The organism is Leptospira kobayashii, assembly GCF_003114835.2.
GTDB lineage: Bacteria > Spirochaetota > Leptospiria > Leptospirales > Leptospiraceae > Leptospira_A > Leptospira_A kobayashii.
Window position 1 is genome coordinate 1,467,252 of record NZ_AP025028.1, and the last position, 16,922, is coordinate 1,484,173.

The following is a 16,922-nucleotide window of genomic DNA, read 5'->3' on the forward strand; positions in this document are numbered from 1 at the left end:
CTTGTCTTTCTACGGAGAATCTTACAAAAACCTCATTTCCTCTCTTCAATCCCAATACCCGAAGAAATCATTTCAAATCCTGGCTGTTTCCAAAACAAAACCTTATGAAGTAATCAGAAAAGCCTATCTCGGCGGAATCCGCGTATTCGGAGAAAATTACATTCCCGAGGCGATTGAAAAATTCACAAGGCTGAGAGAAGAGTTTCCCGAGGCAAATGAAGAGGTACAATTGCATCATATAGGACCTGTGCAATCCGGTACTTTACGCAAGTTATTTGGCCATTTCCAATTCACTCACGGAGTGGGATCTTTCTCCACTTTGAACGAATTATTGAAACGGGCTTTGAAAGAGAAAAAAACAATCCGATACTTTATACAGTGCAATCTTACGAAGGAATCTTCCAAAAACGGGATGGATACGGAAGAGTTGATCTCTCGTAAGAAAGAGATGTTAAACTTTCAAAATGAATATTGCATTTGGGAAGGAATGATGGGGATGGGACCGTCCGACGGCGAATCGGAGGGAACTAAACTGGCTTTTCGGAAATTGAATGATTTGAGAAATGAATACTTCCCCGATAAAAAATTATCAATGGGGATGAGTGGGGATTACGATCTCGCACTTCAGTACGGATCCGATTATTTGCGGATCGGTTCAAAAATATTTGGGGATAGGGTTTATGGAACAGACAAACAGGCATAATGTGGGAGTGGTGGGACTCGGAAAAATGGGCGGGGCGATCGCTCTCGGAATCCATGCCTCTGGAAAAGGATTCGTTTACGGTTATGATCCTTTCACCAAAACAAAGATCCCCGGTATCGAATACAAATCCGGAATTCCTTCCTTGGAAGAAATGGCAGATATCATCATACTTGCAGTCAAACCGAACGATATCGCCTCCGTGGTGAAAGAATTTAAAAAACCGAAAACATTTTTGTCGATTGCTGCTGGAATTTCCGTGGCCACCATTCAAAATAACGCACCCAAAGGTTCTAAGGTTTCCAGGCTTATGCCCAATCTACCTTTGGTGGTGGGCCGGGGGGCAGTCGGATTTTTCGGAGAACCCGGTCTTGATTCTTTGGTTGTAGATCTTTTTTCTTCTCTTGGAACGGTTGTTAGACTGGACAAGGAATCCTTACTGGATGCCGTAACAGGTCTTTCCGGATCGGGACCGGCTTATGTGATGACTTTTCTTCATTCACTGGCGGAAGGGGGATTGAAAGCAGGCCTTTCCTATTCGCAAAGTCTGGATCTTGCTTTGGAGACGATTGCAGGGAGTGTGGAGTACTTTCGTAAGCTAAGTGAATCGGACCCCAGTCTCCATCCGATGGAAGTGCGGAATTGGGTCACTTCTCCGGGGGGAACTACGATTTACGGTTTGGATGCTTTGGAAAGAGGTGGGTTTACCACAGCCGTCCGTGATGCGGTCACGGAGGCAACTAAGAGAAGCAAAGAACTGGGTGGAAAGGAATAAAGAAGGATAATAACGGTTGCGCGGACAGGATTCGAACCTGTGGCCTTTGGGTTATGAGCCCAACGAGCTACCAGCTGCTCCACCGCGCGGTGTAAATACCACATTCTATGACGCGGGTTTTCTGTCAAGATCGTTTATACTTTGTTCTAAGAAGTTCACACAATTTGTACAATTTTTAAACCAATCCCTAAAATCTTACTTTACATTGACCCTATTTTCATTGTTTTTAATAATTTAATCTGAGCTTGGGCGGTGTGCTTTGTCACTAAAAGAAAATACAGACATAGTATTCGAACATTACGAAAAAAAAATCTACGATCAAAAACAGCTCCTTGAGATTTCCCGCGCTCTCAACTCTACGCTTGATTACAAGTATCTGATTGATGCGATCTTAAATATTTGCCTAGCTCAATTGCAGACTTTACATGCCGCCATGTACCTGGAGCCGGAGATAGATTTAGGTCTTTTCCGGTTGGAGCCTCAATCCACGAAAGGATTCGAGTTAACGGAAGCTGATCATAATTACGAAATCAAAATCGATACTCCTCTCATTCATTATTTCGAAGAAAAACCGAAAGCGATCACGATGGATCAAATCCTTTTGGTTGAGTCCCTAAAAGATTCCAAAGACCTTAACTACTTACGTGAGTTAGGTGCCGAGATCATCGTTCCTTTGAATGCAAAAGGAAAGGTGAACGGCCTCCTCGTTCTCGGGGAAAAGATGACTACGGAAGAGTTTTTGGAAGATGAAAAGGAATTCATGACCACACTTGCCAATTTGGCCGGGATTGCAGTAGATAACGCTCGTTTGTATGAGCTTGCTACCGTGGATATGATGACGGGTTTGAAAATCCATCATTACTTCCAAACCAAACTGAAAGAAGAAATGGAACGTTGCCGCAAAAAAGGAACCAAGCTCGCACTTCTTTTTACGGACGTGGACAAGTTCAAAGTATTCAATGATACTTACGGTCACCAAGCTGGCGACGTCGTTTTGATTGAAGTGGCAAGGCAACTTATCAATGCTGGCCAACGTCATCACATTCCCGCGAGATACGGCGGAGAAGAATTTTGTTTGGTTATGCCTGGAGCTACGGAAGAAGAAGCATTTGCTAAGGGTGAGGAGATTCGCAAGAGTGTGGAAGCAATGGTTGTAAAGAACCCGAACGATGGCACAGATTTGAAAGTGACTTTGTCCGTAGGAGTTTCCACTTTCCGATCTACAGACCGGAATAATAAAGATCTGATCGAACGTGCGGATAAGGCACTCTACCAAGCGAAACATTCCGGTAGAAACAGAACAATTTGCTTTAAGGAATAAAAAAAAAGCCGATGAGGAGAGTATGGCAGAAGCAGTTACCATCCTCTCCGATCTTTCCCGTCCTGGCCATTCCGGGGTACTCGAATCTATCCGGGATAGAGCCCTGGGACTTAAATCGTTTAACTTCCAACCTTATTCCTGTTTTATCGAGTATAAGTCCAAAGAAGAGAAAACAGGGATCGAATACAGAGATTGTATTGTAGATTATTCCCGTTGCCCCAATCAAAATTGTATCAAAAAACTGGTTTAAGATCTTTCATTCTATTTTCCCTCTGTTTCTTTTTTGTTCAATGCCAGAGGGAAATCGTATCCATTTCTCCCGATTCTTCTTCTAACAAAACATCATTACTAAACGTTCTTCCTAAGGGCAAATTCAAAGTGGAAGATTTGGGAACCCATCTTTTGCTCCATGGGTTTTCCGATCCGGAGACAAATAAACCTTATCCGTTGTTATGGGATACCGGTTCGGATATTAGTTTTGTGAGGGAACATCTGGGCGCGGAGACGGATACCCAATTCCGATTGAGATGGGCAGGAAAGGATTTTCCTTTCAAAAAAAGAAAGGGAGTTCTTCCCGAAAGTCTGCAAGGACTTGTAGGAAACGACTTTTTTGATAATACGTGTGTTTGGTGGGAAAACGGGGAATTACTTGTATTCGATTCTTCTTCGAGTTTTTGCGAAAGACCGCAGGCTTTTTTATCCACCAGTTTACGTACACTTTCCGTTCGGAAATGGAATCTTCATTATTATGCAAGTTTTAAGGGCAAAAAGGAAAAGACCTATCTTGGAATTCTGGACACCGGAGCGAGCCTTAGTCTTCTTCCCTTTAAAGGAGAAGAGGATTTGGAATCCCAAGGCAAAAAGAAGGTATTTTTGCCCGGAAATCAAATTCAGGAAGCGGATCTTTTTTACTGGAAGGGGCCGCTTTATTTGGGGACGAACCTGGGAATTTGGGAAGAATACTTTGACATTTACTTTTTAAGCGGAATTTCACTTGAGAATTTCCTTTTATCAAGGGACAAGGATAGGGAAGAGGTTTGGGTCATCGGTTTGGATATTTTGCGCAGAAAACCCTTATTCTGGGATTTCGCAAGAAATAGAATCGCCATCTTAAATCATTCGTCCAATTAAAAGTGAGCACAAAAGAAAAGATCATAGTTGCAATGAGTGGGGGAGTCGACAGCGCAGTTGCCGCGGGTTTGCTCATAGAACAAGGTTATGATGTAATCGGTGTTAATTTACGCACTTGGGAATACGAAGCCCCGGCCTGCGATGTTACAAAAAAATCCTGCTGTTCTCCCGAAGATATCCGGGATGCAAGAGATGTGGGACTTTCTCTCAATATTCCTTTTTACGTGATCAAGATGGAAAAGGTTTTCGGAGAAAGGGTAATCCAAAGATTCATAGATGATTATAAAGACGGCCGCACTCCCAATCCGTGCGTGGAGTGCAATACATTCGTAAAGTTCGGCGCTTTATTTGAAAAAGCGAAGGCGCTTGGGATTTCCAAAATCGCTACAGGACATTATGCACGGACCGTTGAGATAAACGGCCGTTATGCCATTCGCAATGCCGTGGACATGAAAAAAAATCAAGCGTACTATTTGTACGGTTTGTCTCAAGAAAATATCAGCTCTACTATATTCCCTTTGGGAGAAATGGATAAGTCCGAAGTCCGCGAAATTGCGAAACGTATGGGACTCCCCGTTGCGGAAAAACCGGAATCCCAAGAAATTTGTTTTATTCCTGAAAACGATTATAGAAGTTTTTTAAAAAAGCAAGGCGTTGATTTTACCCCCGGTTTTTTCCGTTTGGTTTCCGGTGAGATCATTGGCAAACACACTGGCAAAGAAAATTTTACAATCGGCCAAAGAAAAGGTCTGGGCGTGTCTTGGAAAAACCCTCTCTATGTGATCTCCATCGAAGACGACGGAACAGTAGTGGTCGGGGAAGATGAAGAAACCTTTTGCGAGTCTTTCGTTTTGGAAGATATCACTTACCAAGGGATCCACCCCATGGAAGTCGGAGAAACGGCCGAAATGAGAGTTCAAATCAGATATCGCCATACTCCTGTTCATTGTAAAGTGACCAGTCTCGGTGACTCTTGGAAAGTGGAGTTTATCGAAAAGGTAAAAAGTGTTACGCCGGGTCAATCCGCCACATTTTATCCGTTAGATGATAATTATCTTTTGGGCGGCGGAATCATCCGAAAAGGAAGCATTCAACTGCAAAGAGGGCAACTCGCCGTATCCGGTTCGGGGCAAACATAACTAGGAATTTTGTCATTTGAAATCAGTTGCGGATAAATCCATTCTAATCATTGGTGGAGGGCTATTACAGGTTCCCATCATTCAAACTGCAAAGACTATGAAATTGAAAACGATTGTTGCGGATATGAATCCCCAATCGATCGGATTTCAAATCGCAGATGAAAAGATCATCATGTCTACGAAAGATTTGGAAGGAATGGTCCGTGAGGCGAAAAGATACAGCCTTACCAAACAAATCCACGGAGTGATCACTGCGGGAACCGATGCAAGTATGACTGTTGCAGCGGTCGCTTCCGCATTGGGACTTCCCGGTATCCGTTTCGTGGACGCGGAAGCCGCAACAAACAAAGTGAAGATGAGACAACGTTTGAAAGAACATGGTCTTCCCATTCCCCGATTTGCACCTGTTTGGTCCTTACAGGATGCAAAAGATGCTCTGGATTCTTTGACTTTTCCTTTGGTAATGAAACCCGCCGACAATATGGGCGCAAGAGGAGTGATCAAAGTAAATCATAAGGATGAGATTCCTCATGCATTCCGGCATGCCAAAAAATTCTGCCCGACGGGGGAATTGATTTTGGAAGAATACATGGAAGGTCCCGAATTATCCGTAGATGCTCTTGCTTTTCAAGGCCAGATTCGAATGACCGGGATTGCGGATCGTATCATTGAAAGAGAACCTTTTTTTATTGAAATAGGGCATAATATGCCCTCCGCCTTATCCAAAGAAACGATCCTGGAAGTGGAAAAGGTGATGTCTGGAGGAATGCGCGCTCTGGGAATTCATTTGGGCGCGGGTAAAGGCGATATCAAAGTCACAAAAAAAGGCGTAATGATCGGAGAGATTGCAGCTCGACTTTCCGGCGGGTTTATGTCCGCTTTCACCTATCCATTGTCAACCGGTGTCAATTTGAACCGGGCGGCATTACTCATTGCGCTTGGTGAAACTCCCGACAATCTGGAACCGGTTTTGACCCGTGTTTCCATCGAAAGATCCTTATTATCAAAGCCCGGCAAACTCATTCAAATCTCAGGATTGGAAGAAACAAAAAAAATCGACGGAGTCAATGAAGTTTTTTTGCAATCCAAACCGGGGGATGTAATCAAAGAGCCTACGAATAACATTGATAAGTCGGGACACGTAATCATTACTGCTGATTCTCTGTCGGAAGCTGAGCTTATTTTTGAAAAAGTCAAAAAGACGATTCTTTTTGAAGTAGATGAACTTTTTTCCATTAGCGAAAAGGAAATCAATGATTCCGCCAGACAAAGATTCGGAAAAGACATTTGTTGGGTTTGTAAAGTCTGTGACGGAGTCAATTGTGCATCCGGCATTCCCGGAATGGGCGGAGTCGGACGAATGGAGACGTTCCAGGACAATTATACCGCATTACAAGAGTTTCAAATTGTTCCCAGATACATTCGCGATCATGTGATTCCGTCCATCTCCACAGATTTTTTAGGACTTCCACTAAAGATGCCTATTATGTCCGCACCTATGACCGGGGTAGGGACTAATATGAATTTTGTTATGACGGATGCGGACTATGCACAAGCTGTCGTAAAATCATTTGCACAAAACGGTTCCATTGCTTGGCTTGGAGACGGTGCCAGTCCTGAAAAATATAAAATCATGATCGATGCCATAACAAAATCGAATGGCAAAGGAATATTGATTTGTAAACCGAGAGCGGATGAAGGTTTACTGATGGAACGATTGCTTGAAGCGGAAGCAGCGGGTGTGTTTGCAGTAGGTATGGACATTGACGCCGTTAATTTCAGAACAATGACATCCAAAAATCTTTCTAGTATTTCCAGATCTATGGAATCTCTTTCCAAAATCAGAGAAAAAATCAAAATACCTTTTGTACTGAAAGGCATTATGAGTTTAGAAGATGCTAAATTAGCAATAGATGGAAATTTTTCCGCAATCGTAGTATCCAATCACGGCGGTAGAGTTTTAGATGGTATGCCAGGGACTGCAAGAGTACTTCCTAAAATCGCAGAATATGCAAAAGGAAGAATTCCGATTCTTGCGGACGGTGGCATTCGAAGTGGAATGGATGTGTTTAAAATGTTAGCACTTGGTGCGGATTCGGTACTTGTGGGAAGGCCTGTTGCTATTTCTCTTGTGGGTGGTGATGAAGCGGGAATTCGTTTTTTACTCAACAAATATTCGGAAGAATTAACTCAAAGCATGAGTGTTAGCGGTGCATCCGATCTATCGCAAATCGCAAAAACAATGTTACTTCATAAGATGAATGGTTGATTTATGGATAAAGAAATAACCGACATTGAGGGTGTTCTAAAAGTAATTACCGCGCTTTTCGGCAAACTACCCGTATCCATTCAATACGAAGGGAAGGATATTCCGGTCAAGATCATCGCTTTAAAAAACAAAGCTCTTATCATAAACACTCCTCTTATTTTTCCAAATAAGGATCGCAATTTATCAGTTGTTCATAACGGAAGCAAGTTTATCGCACAGTTTTTGTTAGCTGGTGGCGACGGACACGGAATCGAAATACTTACACCTAGAAAAATATCGATCGTAGCCGCTACAAGGGAGACCACCAGGGTTGAAGTTGCTCCTGCAAGCGGAAGCAATGCCAGCTTAAAGGCGATCAATATCATCAATGTGATCGATGTTTCCAAAGCGATCGGATTTGATGATAAAAAAGTGGACGCAGTGTTACTTGCTTATCGAACGAAATTACTGAAAGCATATCCTCAATCTTCCATCTACTTTGCGGGAAGAATGGACAACAGACTTCGATTGATGCATCATTATGAAAAATCCATATTTATCATGGATAGAAAGGATAAAAGTTCGGCAAATCCTCAATATTTCCCTTTCGACGAATACTTAAGAATTTTTGAATCTTCCAAAATTGATGATAAGTATATTTCCGAGATTTGTATTCCCATCCGGTACAAAGGTTATGTTCATCTCGGTTATGTGCAGGTCTTAAGTGAAAACAGCCTGACGATGGAAGCCTATCAGCAAGTGGAAATTTTTGCAAATGCAGTAGCGAGAGATGTGATTAGCACGGGAGTCTTCCAGGAGTCCAGAGAAGTCTGCCAAGTTATGGATTTAAGTTCCGGTGGTATCAGTTTTCTTCATTCTCCGTCCAGATCATTTAGCAGAAGTATGACGATGAACGGAACGATCCTGTTTGATATAGTTTTTAATCAGGAATCCAAAGGAACATTCAGGGGTATCATTAAGAATATTCGCAACCAGGAAACCAATTTTAGGGTAGGTTGTCAGTTTTATAACCTAAACCAAAAAGATATAGATGCACTTGATGCATTCTTAAGCATCGGCAAACCTACCGAGGAGGCGGCTCCTCCCGAGCAGGTATCCGAACAGAATGCTTCCGAAGAAGGGGAAGAGACGGATACTTCGGAAGATCAAGTTTCGGAAGAAACAAACAATGCGGAAGATAATGCGGGTGAAACAGATAGTTCGGATGATCCTTTTGCCGGTGAACCGTTGCCCGAATAGTGTCTTCCATTCCTCTTAAGAGTTACAAAAGTTTCGTACCGTCCAATTTTCATTCCTATCCGTTGATTGAATATTTAAAGGCAAGGTTTCCCTATCATAACGAAGAGGATTGGATTTCTTTAGTAGAAAATCAGAATGTTCTAATTAATGGAAATCCTTCTTTCCCTGATTTGATTTTAAAAACAGGAGATGAAATTTCCTATTCCCCGAAACCGAATTCCATTCGGGAACCGGATATTAACAAAGATTATAGTATCTTGGCGGAAAAGGAAAACTTTATCGTCGTGAACAAACCTCCCAATATTCCAGTTCATCCTGCGGGAAGATACAGAACCAATACTCTTTTGAATCTTCTGGAAAACGACAGAGGTGCTAAATTTTATCCGGTTCATAGATTGGACCGGGAGACTTCAGGGATCATTTTATTTGCAAAAACCGCTGAGTTTCGACTTGTTTTGCAAAGATTATTCGAAGACAGGTTGATTCGGAAAGAATACATAACCTTTGTTTATGGAAAATTTCCAGAGAAACTGGTGTCGGAAGGATATATGGGAAAAGATCCGGATTCGAGTATCCGCAAAAAACAATCCCTTCGGAAAGAAAGTCTGGGTGACGATAAACCCGTTCTAACCGAATTTTCTCTTATTTCCTATGATCCGAAAAAAGATATCTCCGTTTTATTAGTAAAACCTTATACGGGAAGAATCCACCAAATACGTGCTACATTATTTAGCGAAGGTTTTCCCGTAGTAGGGGACAAACTTTACGGAAAAAGAGAAACTGCGTTTCTTGATTTCATTCAAACGGGCGAGTCCGATCTTTTGAATGAGGAATTGGGACACAACCGCCAATGCCTTCATGCATATTCGTTGTCTTTCGTCGATCCGACTACCAGTGAAGAAAATAATTTTCATTGTCCTCTTTCGTCTGACTTATGTCACTTAGCTGCGGATATTCCGTCCGAATATGTCGCGTAACATAATTTAAAAAACATCCCCGCTCTTTTTCATTTCTTTCCGATCTTGTTATAAAGATAGGAGGCTTTTGCAACGGATGGCAGGAGCAGAGAGATTAAAAAAAGAGTCGGATAAATTTTTATTCGGAGAATTTTGGACCGCAAAACAAAGACAAGGACATCCTATCCATCATACGGTTAGTTATAGAGCTTCCTTTAAGCCCGAGTTACCTTCTTTCTTTATGAAGGAATTTTTACATAAAAAGAAAAAAGTCGTTTATGATCCGTTTGGTGGTCGTGGAACTACCGCTGTTCAGGCCAATATAGAAGGGCATTTTGCAATTCATAACGATATTCATCCTTTGTCTATTTTTTTGGCGAGCGCAAGGCAAACGGTTCCGAGCTTCGATGTTTTAGTGAAAAAACTGGAGTCTTTGGATTTGAAAAAACATATTCCCGAAGAGGAAGGTGATGAAAGGTTACTTCCTTTTTTTCATCCCGATACTTTGGTTGAGATCAAAAACCTGAAGAATTATATGAAAGAAGATCTTTCTCCTGAAATGCAATTTTTGGGACTTATCGCATTGTCCAGGTTACATGGACATAGCACCGGATTTTTTTCAGTTTATACTTTTCCTCAACTTTCCATCCCTCCGGAAGCTCAGAGAAAAAATAATATAAAGAGGCATCAGACTCCGGAGTATCGCGATATCAAATCCAGAATCATTCAAAAGATGAGAAGGGATCTTGCGACACCGATTCCTCCTTTTTATCATGAATTCTCCAAACAAAATTTATACACCTTGTCTTCAGCAAATAATGTTCCGTCGATCGCTTCCGAATCCGTGGATCTGATCGTGACTTCTCCTCCTTTTTTGGATAAGGTGGATTATGAAGCGGATAATTGGCTGAGACATTGGTTTTTGGATATTCCTAAAAATTCAGAACGCAAACTCAGTATTTTTAGTAATATCACGGATTGGAATCAGTTCATTCGCTCCACATTGAAAGAATCATCCCGTGTTTTGAAAAAGGGTGCGTATATGGTAATGGAAGTGGGTGAGGTGAAGAAGGGAAAAGAAACTCTTAATTTGGATGAGGATGTCGTGGATATGGCGAAGGGAACAGGGCTTGTCTGGGCCAAAACTTATATTCATACGCAAAGCTTTACCAAACTTTCCAATTGCTGGAACGTATCCAATAACGAAAAAGGTACAAATTCCAATCGCTGCGTGGTTTTAAGAAAGGCAAACTAGCTTTTCATAAACAGAGAAAGAATTGACGATTGTTTTTATTTTTCCAGTCTAATAATCAGAATGATTAGAAGAATTGTATTTGTTTTTATCTTATCCTTTCTTGTTTTGCAATGCAGCGATTCCATGAGTCAAACGGCAAAGCAAGGAAGCCTCGTTCCGGAACATCCGATTGTGATCACTGCGGCGAAATTGAAAAATAACAAATTTGAATTGAGATTGGAACTTCCGCCCGATTACGGATTTCAGATAGAAGCGCCGCATCGTCTGTTTTTGTCAGGTGCCAATGGATTGACTGTTACGAAAGCGGATTTGAAATTAAATGGTCCCATTCATCCTAAGAAAGTGGAATATTTTGAATATGTAAAAGGTCTGCCGTTCGAAGTTTCGGGAAAGGGGGATCTGGAAGTAAACGGAAAATTGTTTTATTGCAACTTTAAAAAGAATATCTGTATCCCGGGAAAGATTTCGCAAAAGATACAGATTCTTTAGATAGCGTCTGTTATTCGAGTTGGCTTGTAACCAGTCTTTTTAAGTCTTTTTTCTGGATTTGGTATAGGAAAAAATATCTTCCGCCGAGCGAGATATTCTTATCCACCAATTTACCCTCTTTCGAGATTTCGCGTAATTCTTTTCTCCCTTTTTCCGAAAGATTTGGGGGAGAGTATGTCTTTAATAAATTAAGTGCTTTTTGTTCTGCGATTGTGTTTGCTTCGGATTTGCGCGATTCCGAATCCGCAAGAACGCTGGAAATAGCGACTTGGAATAAATTCTCGTTTAAGAATCCTTCTTTTGCTTTTGTAAATTCGATCACTTCCGGAGATTCAACTACTTCTTCTTTGATAATCGTCTCTTGATTGGATTTGACTTCTTTTTGCGGCGTCTTGCAAGCATTAGCTGAAAGAAAAAAAATACTCAGAAATGCCAATGTAGACGAAAATATACGGGTCTGTTTCACTCTAAATCCCTCTCTTCAAGATTTTGGAAAGCACCCAAAGGAACTTGGGTCTCCTCTACCTTTGCGTATAGTTTTTCTTGAATGTTTCTAAATAGGAAAGCACATTTTGATCTATCCGAATAATCTTCTTTATAAAGATGAAGTGAGTCGAAGAACCATGCAAAGTTCTGAGTGTACGGTTTCGTTCCCTGAGGGAGGGGGGCTGATAGAAGGGGAACCGTTGCGGCTTGGTTTTGGTTTTGTGTTTGGTTGGGAAGTGCGGTATTTGTATTTCCAACGGCGAGCCCCGGAATGGGACTTGCACTTGCCTGGGCATCCTTTTGCTGTTTGAGAGCTCGCATTTGCCCGACTCTTGTTTTTGAATAGTCTTCTATTCCTTCGCCAAATCTGTATTTGTCCCTATGAACTTGCAAAAGAAACGGCATGGAAAGTTCTTCCCGTTTTAGGAACGCCTTGGTTTTGCATTCTTCTCTTTTCGTTTTTTTCGGGGCTTCCAAGGAAGAGTAAGGAATCTCAACTTTCATTTGAAAAAATTCCCTGGAAATAAAACCTATATCCGTCTCATTTTGTAATGCCCTTTCCACAAGAAGTTTGTCCGCAGGTTGAAAGCCGGAACAAGAGAAGAAAAAGGATAAAATTAGAAGTTTACGATTCATTTTATAGTCTCAAAGATAGCAGTAGATGTTGAAAATACGATCCTTTTTCCTTTGCCTTTTTCTTATCGCAACCGGGACTAGTGCCCAGGAAAACTTCTTTCCCAGTTCTGAAAAGCAATTCCTTGAAAAAATCAGAAAGATCAAATTGGAAAATGGTCTTACAGCCATTCTCATGAAAAGAGGGACTTCTCCCACTTTGGCCCTTTATATTAAATTCAAAGTGGGCGCAGTGGATGAAACTCCCGAACAGGCAGGGATCGCCCACCTCTTGGAACATATGCTCTTCAAGGGAACAAAAAATGTAGGAACCAGTAATTTTTCCGAAGAGGAAAAATACCAGATCCAGATAGAAGTTTGGGGAACCAAACTGGACAACCTGGGCCTTTTGAAAAGGGATTATCTGGAAAGGGGAGAAGAAGTTCCCAAAGAGCTGGATGATCAGATAACCGTTCTTAGTCGAAGACTGAAGAATCTGATCGAACTTCAGGATTCTTTTATCATTAAAAACGAAGATTCTTATATTTACGAACAAAACGGGGAAGTCGGGTTCAATGCTTATACTTCCCAGGACGTAACCAATTATCAAATTCAATTGCCTTCCAATCGTCTGGAAATTTGGGCGAAATTGGAATCGGATAGATTGAAAAATCCTATCTTGAGGGAATATTACACCGAAAGGGATGTTGTCATCGAAGAAAGAAGGATGCGAACGGAAGATAGCGGAGCGGGAGTTCTCAGGGAAAGATTTTTTTCCGTGGCATTTGAAAGCCATCCTTACAGAAAACCTGTGATCGGTTATGCGACCGGACTTCCTTTCCTGAAAATAGACGATACGAAAAAGTTTTTTTTGGAAAACTATACTCCCAATAGAATGGTGATTGCCGTCGTAGGAGACCAGGACTTTGATTCTACGGAAAAGATTATCAGAAAATATTTTTCCGATTTGAAAAAGGGAAAAGAAAGATCTCCTTACAAGATATCCGAAAAACAATACTTAGGTGAGAAAAGATTTTCCGTTCTTCATCCTTCCAGTCCTCAAATCATGATGGGTTGGCTGAAACCTCCTTATCCTCATAAGGACAATGCTGCTTTCGACGTTTTGTCGAATCTGCTTACGACAGGAGCCGGTTCCCGATTGAATCAAAGACTTGTGTTAAAAGATAAGTCGGCAGTTTCCGTAGGTTCTGCAAACGGATATCCGGGAGAAAGATATTCCAATTTTTTCACTCTATTTATCAAACCTCAGTCAGAGTTTTCCCAAAAAACAATGGAAGATACGATCAGAGAAGAATTGGATCTGATCGAAAAGGAAGGAGTATCGGACCAGGAATTGGAAAAAATCAAGAATCAAATGGTTTCCGAATTTCTGAAATCCATGGATGATAATGCGAATATCGCCGATTCCCTCAGTTACTACGAACTGTTATACGGAAACTGGAACCAATTGTTCCGTCAATACAATGCGATCCTCGCGGTTAAATCCGAAGACATAAAATATATAGTAAAAACCTATTTGTCCAAAAACCGTGTTACCATCGGTGTTTTGGAAGACGTTAGAAAAAACGGAAATCAAAAATGAAAAATAAAATCTTAATCATAGTTCTACTTTTAGCGCCCGGTTTGTTTGCAAGAGAGATGGGAGATTTTGTAAAAGATATAAAAATCACTCCTCTCCATTTTTCGATCCCTGATTTTGTTTCCGAAAAACTAAGTGATGGAACCGAAATTTTGGCGCTTCCTAATTCGGAATTTCCAATCATCTATTCCGAGTTACATATCTATCATGGTAAAAAGGATCTGGGAGAAAGACCTGTGGAAATCATCCGGCTTTTGGAAGATAGCTGGGAATTTTCAGGTACGAAGTCATATCCTAAAGACACTCTACTGCAGGAGTTCGAAAATTTAGGAGCTAGTTTTTCCCTTTCGATCGGTTATCATAAAACAGTGATCGGTTTTAGTTATTTGAAAAAGGACGAAGCAAGGGTATTTGAGCTATTTCAATCTTTTTGGAAAGAATCCGCATTGAATGATGAAGTGATTTCCACCATGAGAGGAAGGATTTTAGAAGAGATTAAGAGAAGAAATGATAATCCTTCCGCTGTGGGAGGAAGAAAATCCCAGGAACTGCTTTTTTCGGGTACTCTCCAGGGAAAAACCTCCACCATACAAGGGTTAGAAGGAATTAAGAAAGAGGATCTGATTGAATTTCAAAAGGAAATTCTATCTGAAAAGAAAAGAGTTCTGATTTTATCCGGAGATGTAAATGTATCTTCCTGGAAAAAAAATCTATCCGCTTTAGCGGTATATGAAGCCCCTCCAAAAGTTTCCTCGGAAGAGATAACCACTGAAAATTTGAAACAATCTTTGGCGGGAGCTAAAAGTAAAAACATTCTGGTGGATAAGGATGTTTCCCAATCGTTTGTAATTATGATGGGAGTTCTTCCCAAACACAATGACCCTGATTTTTATTCCATCCAGGTATTGAATTATATCATTGGCGGAGGAGGGTTCAATTCGTACTTTATGAGAGAGATCAGGAACAATCGTGGGCTTGCCTATTCTGCCGGAAGTTCCGCTGATTTTCAAGATCAGTACGGAGTGATCAATTTTTTCGCGATGACAAAAACAGAATCGGTACCGGAAGTCGTGAGCCTGATGAAAGAGTTGATCGATTCCAAATTTATAAATACGATCAAGGAAGAGGAACTTACACGCGCGAAAGTAGCGATTACAAATCAGTTTGTTTTTCTATTCGATGATTCCAAAAAAGTTTTAAATAACGATTTGAGATTCAAAGAACATCATATGCCCAAGGAATACCTTGTGAACTTCAGGGAAAATATAGAAAAGGTAAGTCTTTCCGATATCCAAAGAGTTGGCAAATTGTATTTTAATCCGGAAAAACTGGCTACCGTGGTTGTCGGACCCAAATCTCTCAAACAGAACTTAGGTGAAAAGTTTCAGGTTATCTCTCCAGAAGACAGAATACCTTAATGGCAGTATCTTATTTCGAACATAAGGGTTGGAAATTTGACGGGGTTTCCGAAGGTGGAATCAGGACTTCCATTGCGTTTCCCGCACTTGATTTGATGTTCGATTTCGGTGCAGTCAATCCGGACAAAGTTCATATCAGTCAGATTCTTTTGACTCACGCTCACCTGGATCACTCCGCGGGCATTCCCTATTATGTTTCCCAAAGAAGTCTTCGGGGTTTGTCCCAGCCGAAAATTTACGTTCCGGTAGAATTGGAAGAAAATATGAGAAAGGTTTTGAAACTTTATTCAGAAATGGAAGACTTCGATTACGGATACCACTTGGAGGGCGTTCCGCATAACAAAAGAGTGGATTTGAAACCGGGATTTTTTTTTAAAGCATTGCCTTCTTTTCATAGAGTACCTTCACAAGGTTATACGGTCTTCGAATCCAGACGCAAGTTGAAAAAAGAATTCATAGGACTCGGTCAAAATGAAATCCGCACCCTTCGTGAAATAGGTCAGGATCCTACGGAAGAAATCCAATCTCCAATCGTTTCTTTTTCGGGAGATACTAAAATAGAATATCTGCTTGAAAACGAAGAAGTTCGTAAAAGCAGTATTTTGTTTTTGGAATGTACTTATTATTGCGAGAAGAGAGGGGTGGAAAGAGCGAGAGAATGGGGACACACTCATTTGGACGAGATCGTCGCTTACGCGGATTCGTTTCAAAATGAAGCGATCGTTTTGATCCATCCTTCCAAAAGATATAGTTACAGGGAATTAAACGAATGGTTTCGTAAAAAAATTCCGGATAGTCTGCGAGACCGCACTCATCTTTTCATTCCTACAAAAGCTTTCGTATGAAATCAAGACCGAGTATTTTCCGGGATCACTTAGAGGATCATATAGAAGAAAACTATGTTTTGCGGCCTCACTCTCTGTTTGACGAGATGGAAGAGTATGCAAAAGAAAATTCAATTCCGATCGTATCTGCCGCGACTGGAAAAGTATTATCCCATCTCGTAGGCCTTCTCAAACCGAAATCCGTTTGGGAGTTGGGAACCGGGATCGGTTATTCGACTTTATGGATGGCTTACGGTTCGCCCGAATCCGAAATCACTACCATAGACAGGAACGGGTCCCAAGCCGCTTTACTCGACGGATATAAGGAAAAATGGAGTGATCTTCGAAAAACAGAAATTAAACGAATCACTTCCTGGTGTATGGATTATATGTATGAAAACATAGATTTATGGTCGGATGCGGATTTGTTTTTCATCGATTGTGATAAGGTGACTTATCCTCAAATTTGGGAACTGCTTTCCGCAAAAGCGAAGCCGGGAGCAAAAATCATTTATGATAATGTGCTTTGGCACGGAAGGATTTTGGACCCAAAATTGCAAAAGCCATCTGATGTTGCGATCAAGAGTTTTTGGGAAAAGGTGAAAGATTCCAAATATCCGTTCACTCTTTATCCTGTGGGAGACGGCTTACTCTTTATTGAAAAGCCATAAAAAATGCTTTTCATTGCCGGTTTGAATATTATGCTTT

General features: G+C 41.1%; 17 protein-coding genes and 1 tRNA gene. 15 read left to right on the forward strand and 3 right to left on the reverse strand.

Annotation, left to right across the window (positions count from 1 at the left end; genetic code table 11):
* Position 1: 1 nt before the first annotated feature.
* Positions 2-703, forward strand: coding sequence for a YggS family pyridoxal phosphate-dependent enzyme (locus DI077_RS06435; protein WP_109018782.1), 702 nt, complete (start codon positions 2-4; stop codon positions 701-703).
* The gene (proC, locus tag DI077_RS06440; protein ID WP_109018783.1) at positions 681-1,475 is read left to right on the forward strand and encodes a pyrroline-5-carboxylate reductase; all 795 of its coding nucleotides are present in this window, start codon (positions 681-683) and stop codon (positions 1,473-1,475) included. Before DI077_RS06435 ends, proC begins: the two co-directional genes overlap by 23 nt.
* 16 nt (positions 1,476-1,491) lie before the next feature.
* On the opposite strand, the gene DI077_RS06445 is transcribed toward proC, so the two are convergent.
* Positions 1,492-1,564 (reverse strand) — tRNA-Met (locus DI077_RS06445).
* Positions 1,565-1,734: 170 nt separating this feature from the next.
* Between DI077_RS06445 and DI077_RS06450 the strand changes: the two genes are divergently transcribed.
* From DI077_RS06450 to DI077_RS06490, 9 genes are all read left to right on the forward strand, one after another.
* Entirely contained in the window at positions 1,735-2,796 is a 1,062-nt protein-coding gene (locus DI077_RS06450; protein ID WP_109018784.1) for a sensor domain-containing diguanylate cyclase, read from the forward strand.
* Positions 2,797-2,818: 22 nt separating this feature from the next.
* Positions 2,819-3,046, forward strand: a complete 228-nt coding sequence (locus DI077_RS06455) for a hypothetical protein (protein ID WP_109018785.1) — start codon at positions 2,819-2,821, stop codon at positions 3,044-3,046.
* Complete coding sequence (locus DI077_RS06460; protein WP_167837077.1) at positions 3,010-3,927, forward strand: hypothetical protein; 918 nt, start codon at positions 3,010-3,012, stop codon at positions 3,925-3,927. Before DI077_RS06455 ends, DI077_RS06460 begins: the two co-directional genes overlap by 37 nt.
* Positions 3,928-3,929: 2 nt before the next feature.
* Positions 3,930-5,066 carry a tRNA 2-thiouridine(34) synthase MnmA gene (gene mnmA / locus DI077_RS06465; RefSeq protein ID WP_109018787.1) on the forward strand — a complete coding sequence of 379 codons (1,137 nt, stop codon included), beginning with the start codon at positions 3,930-3,932 and terminating at the stop codon, positions 5,064-5,066.
* 16 nt (positions 5,067-5,082) lie between these two features.
* Complete coding sequence (locus DI077_RS06470; RefSeq protein ID WP_109018788.1) at positions 5,083-7,335, forward strand: alpha-hydroxy-acid oxidizing protein; 2,253 nt, start codon at positions 5,083-5,085, stop codon at positions 7,333-7,335.
* Between the two features lie 3 nt (positions 7,336-7,338).
* Positions 7,339-8,574 (forward strand): PilZ domain-containing protein, encoded by a 1,236-nt coding sequence (locus DI077_RS06475; protein ID WP_109018789.1) that lies wholly within the window; start codon positions 7,339-7,341, stop codon positions 8,572-8,574.
* Between the two features lie 62 nt (positions 8,575-8,636).
* Positions 8,637-9,551, forward strand: coding sequence for an RluA family pseudouridine synthase (locus tag DI077_RS06480; protein ID WP_242935389.1), 915 nt, complete (start codon positions 8,637-8,639; stop codon positions 9,549-9,551).
* A gap of 76 nt (positions 9,552-9,627) precedes the next feature.
* Complete coding sequence (locus DI077_RS06485; RefSeq protein WP_109018791.1) at positions 9,628-10,785, forward strand: DNA methyltransferase; 1,158 nt, start codon at positions 9,628-9,630, stop codon at positions 10,783-10,785.
* Positions 10,786-10,845: 60 nt separating this feature from the next.
* On the forward strand, positions 10,846-11,274 hold the full coding sequence (locus tag DI077_RS06490) for a hypothetical protein (RefSeq protein WP_109018792.1): 429 nt from the start codon (positions 10,846-10,848) through the stop codon (positions 11,272-11,274).
* A gap of 10 nt (positions 11,275-11,284) precedes the next feature.
* On the opposite strand, the gene DI077_RS06495 is transcribed toward DI077_RS06490, so the two are convergent.
* A complete protein-coding gene (locus DI077_RS06495) occupies positions 11,285-11,740 on the reverse strand; it encodes a lipoprotein (protein ID WP_242935390.1) in 456 nt (151 codons plus the stop codon).
* Positions 11,737-12,396, reverse strand: a complete 660-nt coding sequence (locus tag DI077_RS06500) for a hypothetical protein (RefSeq protein ID WP_109018793.1) — start codon at positions 12,394-12,396, stop codon at positions 11,737-11,739. The genes DI077_RS06495 and DI077_RS06500 overlap by 4 nt, the downstream gene beginning before the upstream one ends.
* A gap of 25 nt (positions 12,397-12,421) precedes the next feature.
* On the opposite strand from DI077_RS06500, the gene DI077_RS06505 reads away from it, so the two are divergent.
* From DI077_RS06505 to DI077_RS06520, 4 genes are read left to right on the forward strand one after another with little or no spacing between them, the layout of a single operon-like run.
* Complete coding sequence (locus DI077_RS06505) at positions 12,422-13,975, forward strand: M16 family metallopeptidase (protein ID WP_109018794.1); 1,554 nt, start codon at positions 12,422-12,424, stop codon at positions 13,973-13,975.
* Positions 13,972-15,390, forward strand: coding sequence for a M16 family metallopeptidase (locus DI077_RS06510; protein ID WP_109018795.1), 1,419 nt, complete (start codon positions 13,972-13,974; stop codon positions 15,388-15,390). The genes DI077_RS06505 and DI077_RS06510 overlap by 4 nt, the downstream gene beginning before the upstream one ends.
* Positions 15,390-16,235, forward strand: coding sequence for an MBL fold metallo-hydrolase (locus tag DI077_RS06515; RefSeq protein ID WP_109018796.1), 846 nt, complete (start codon positions 15,390-15,392; stop codon positions 16,233-16,235). The genes DI077_RS06510 and DI077_RS06515 overlap by 1 nt, the downstream gene beginning before the upstream one ends.
* On the forward strand, positions 16,232-16,885 hold the full coding sequence (locus DI077_RS06520; RefSeq protein ID WP_109018797.1) for an O-methyltransferase: 654 nt from the start codon (positions 16,232-16,234) through the stop codon (positions 16,883-16,885). Before DI077_RS06515 ends, DI077_RS06520 begins: the two co-directional genes overlap by 4 nt.
* The last annotated feature ends 37 nt before the right edge of the window (positions 16,886-16,922 follow it).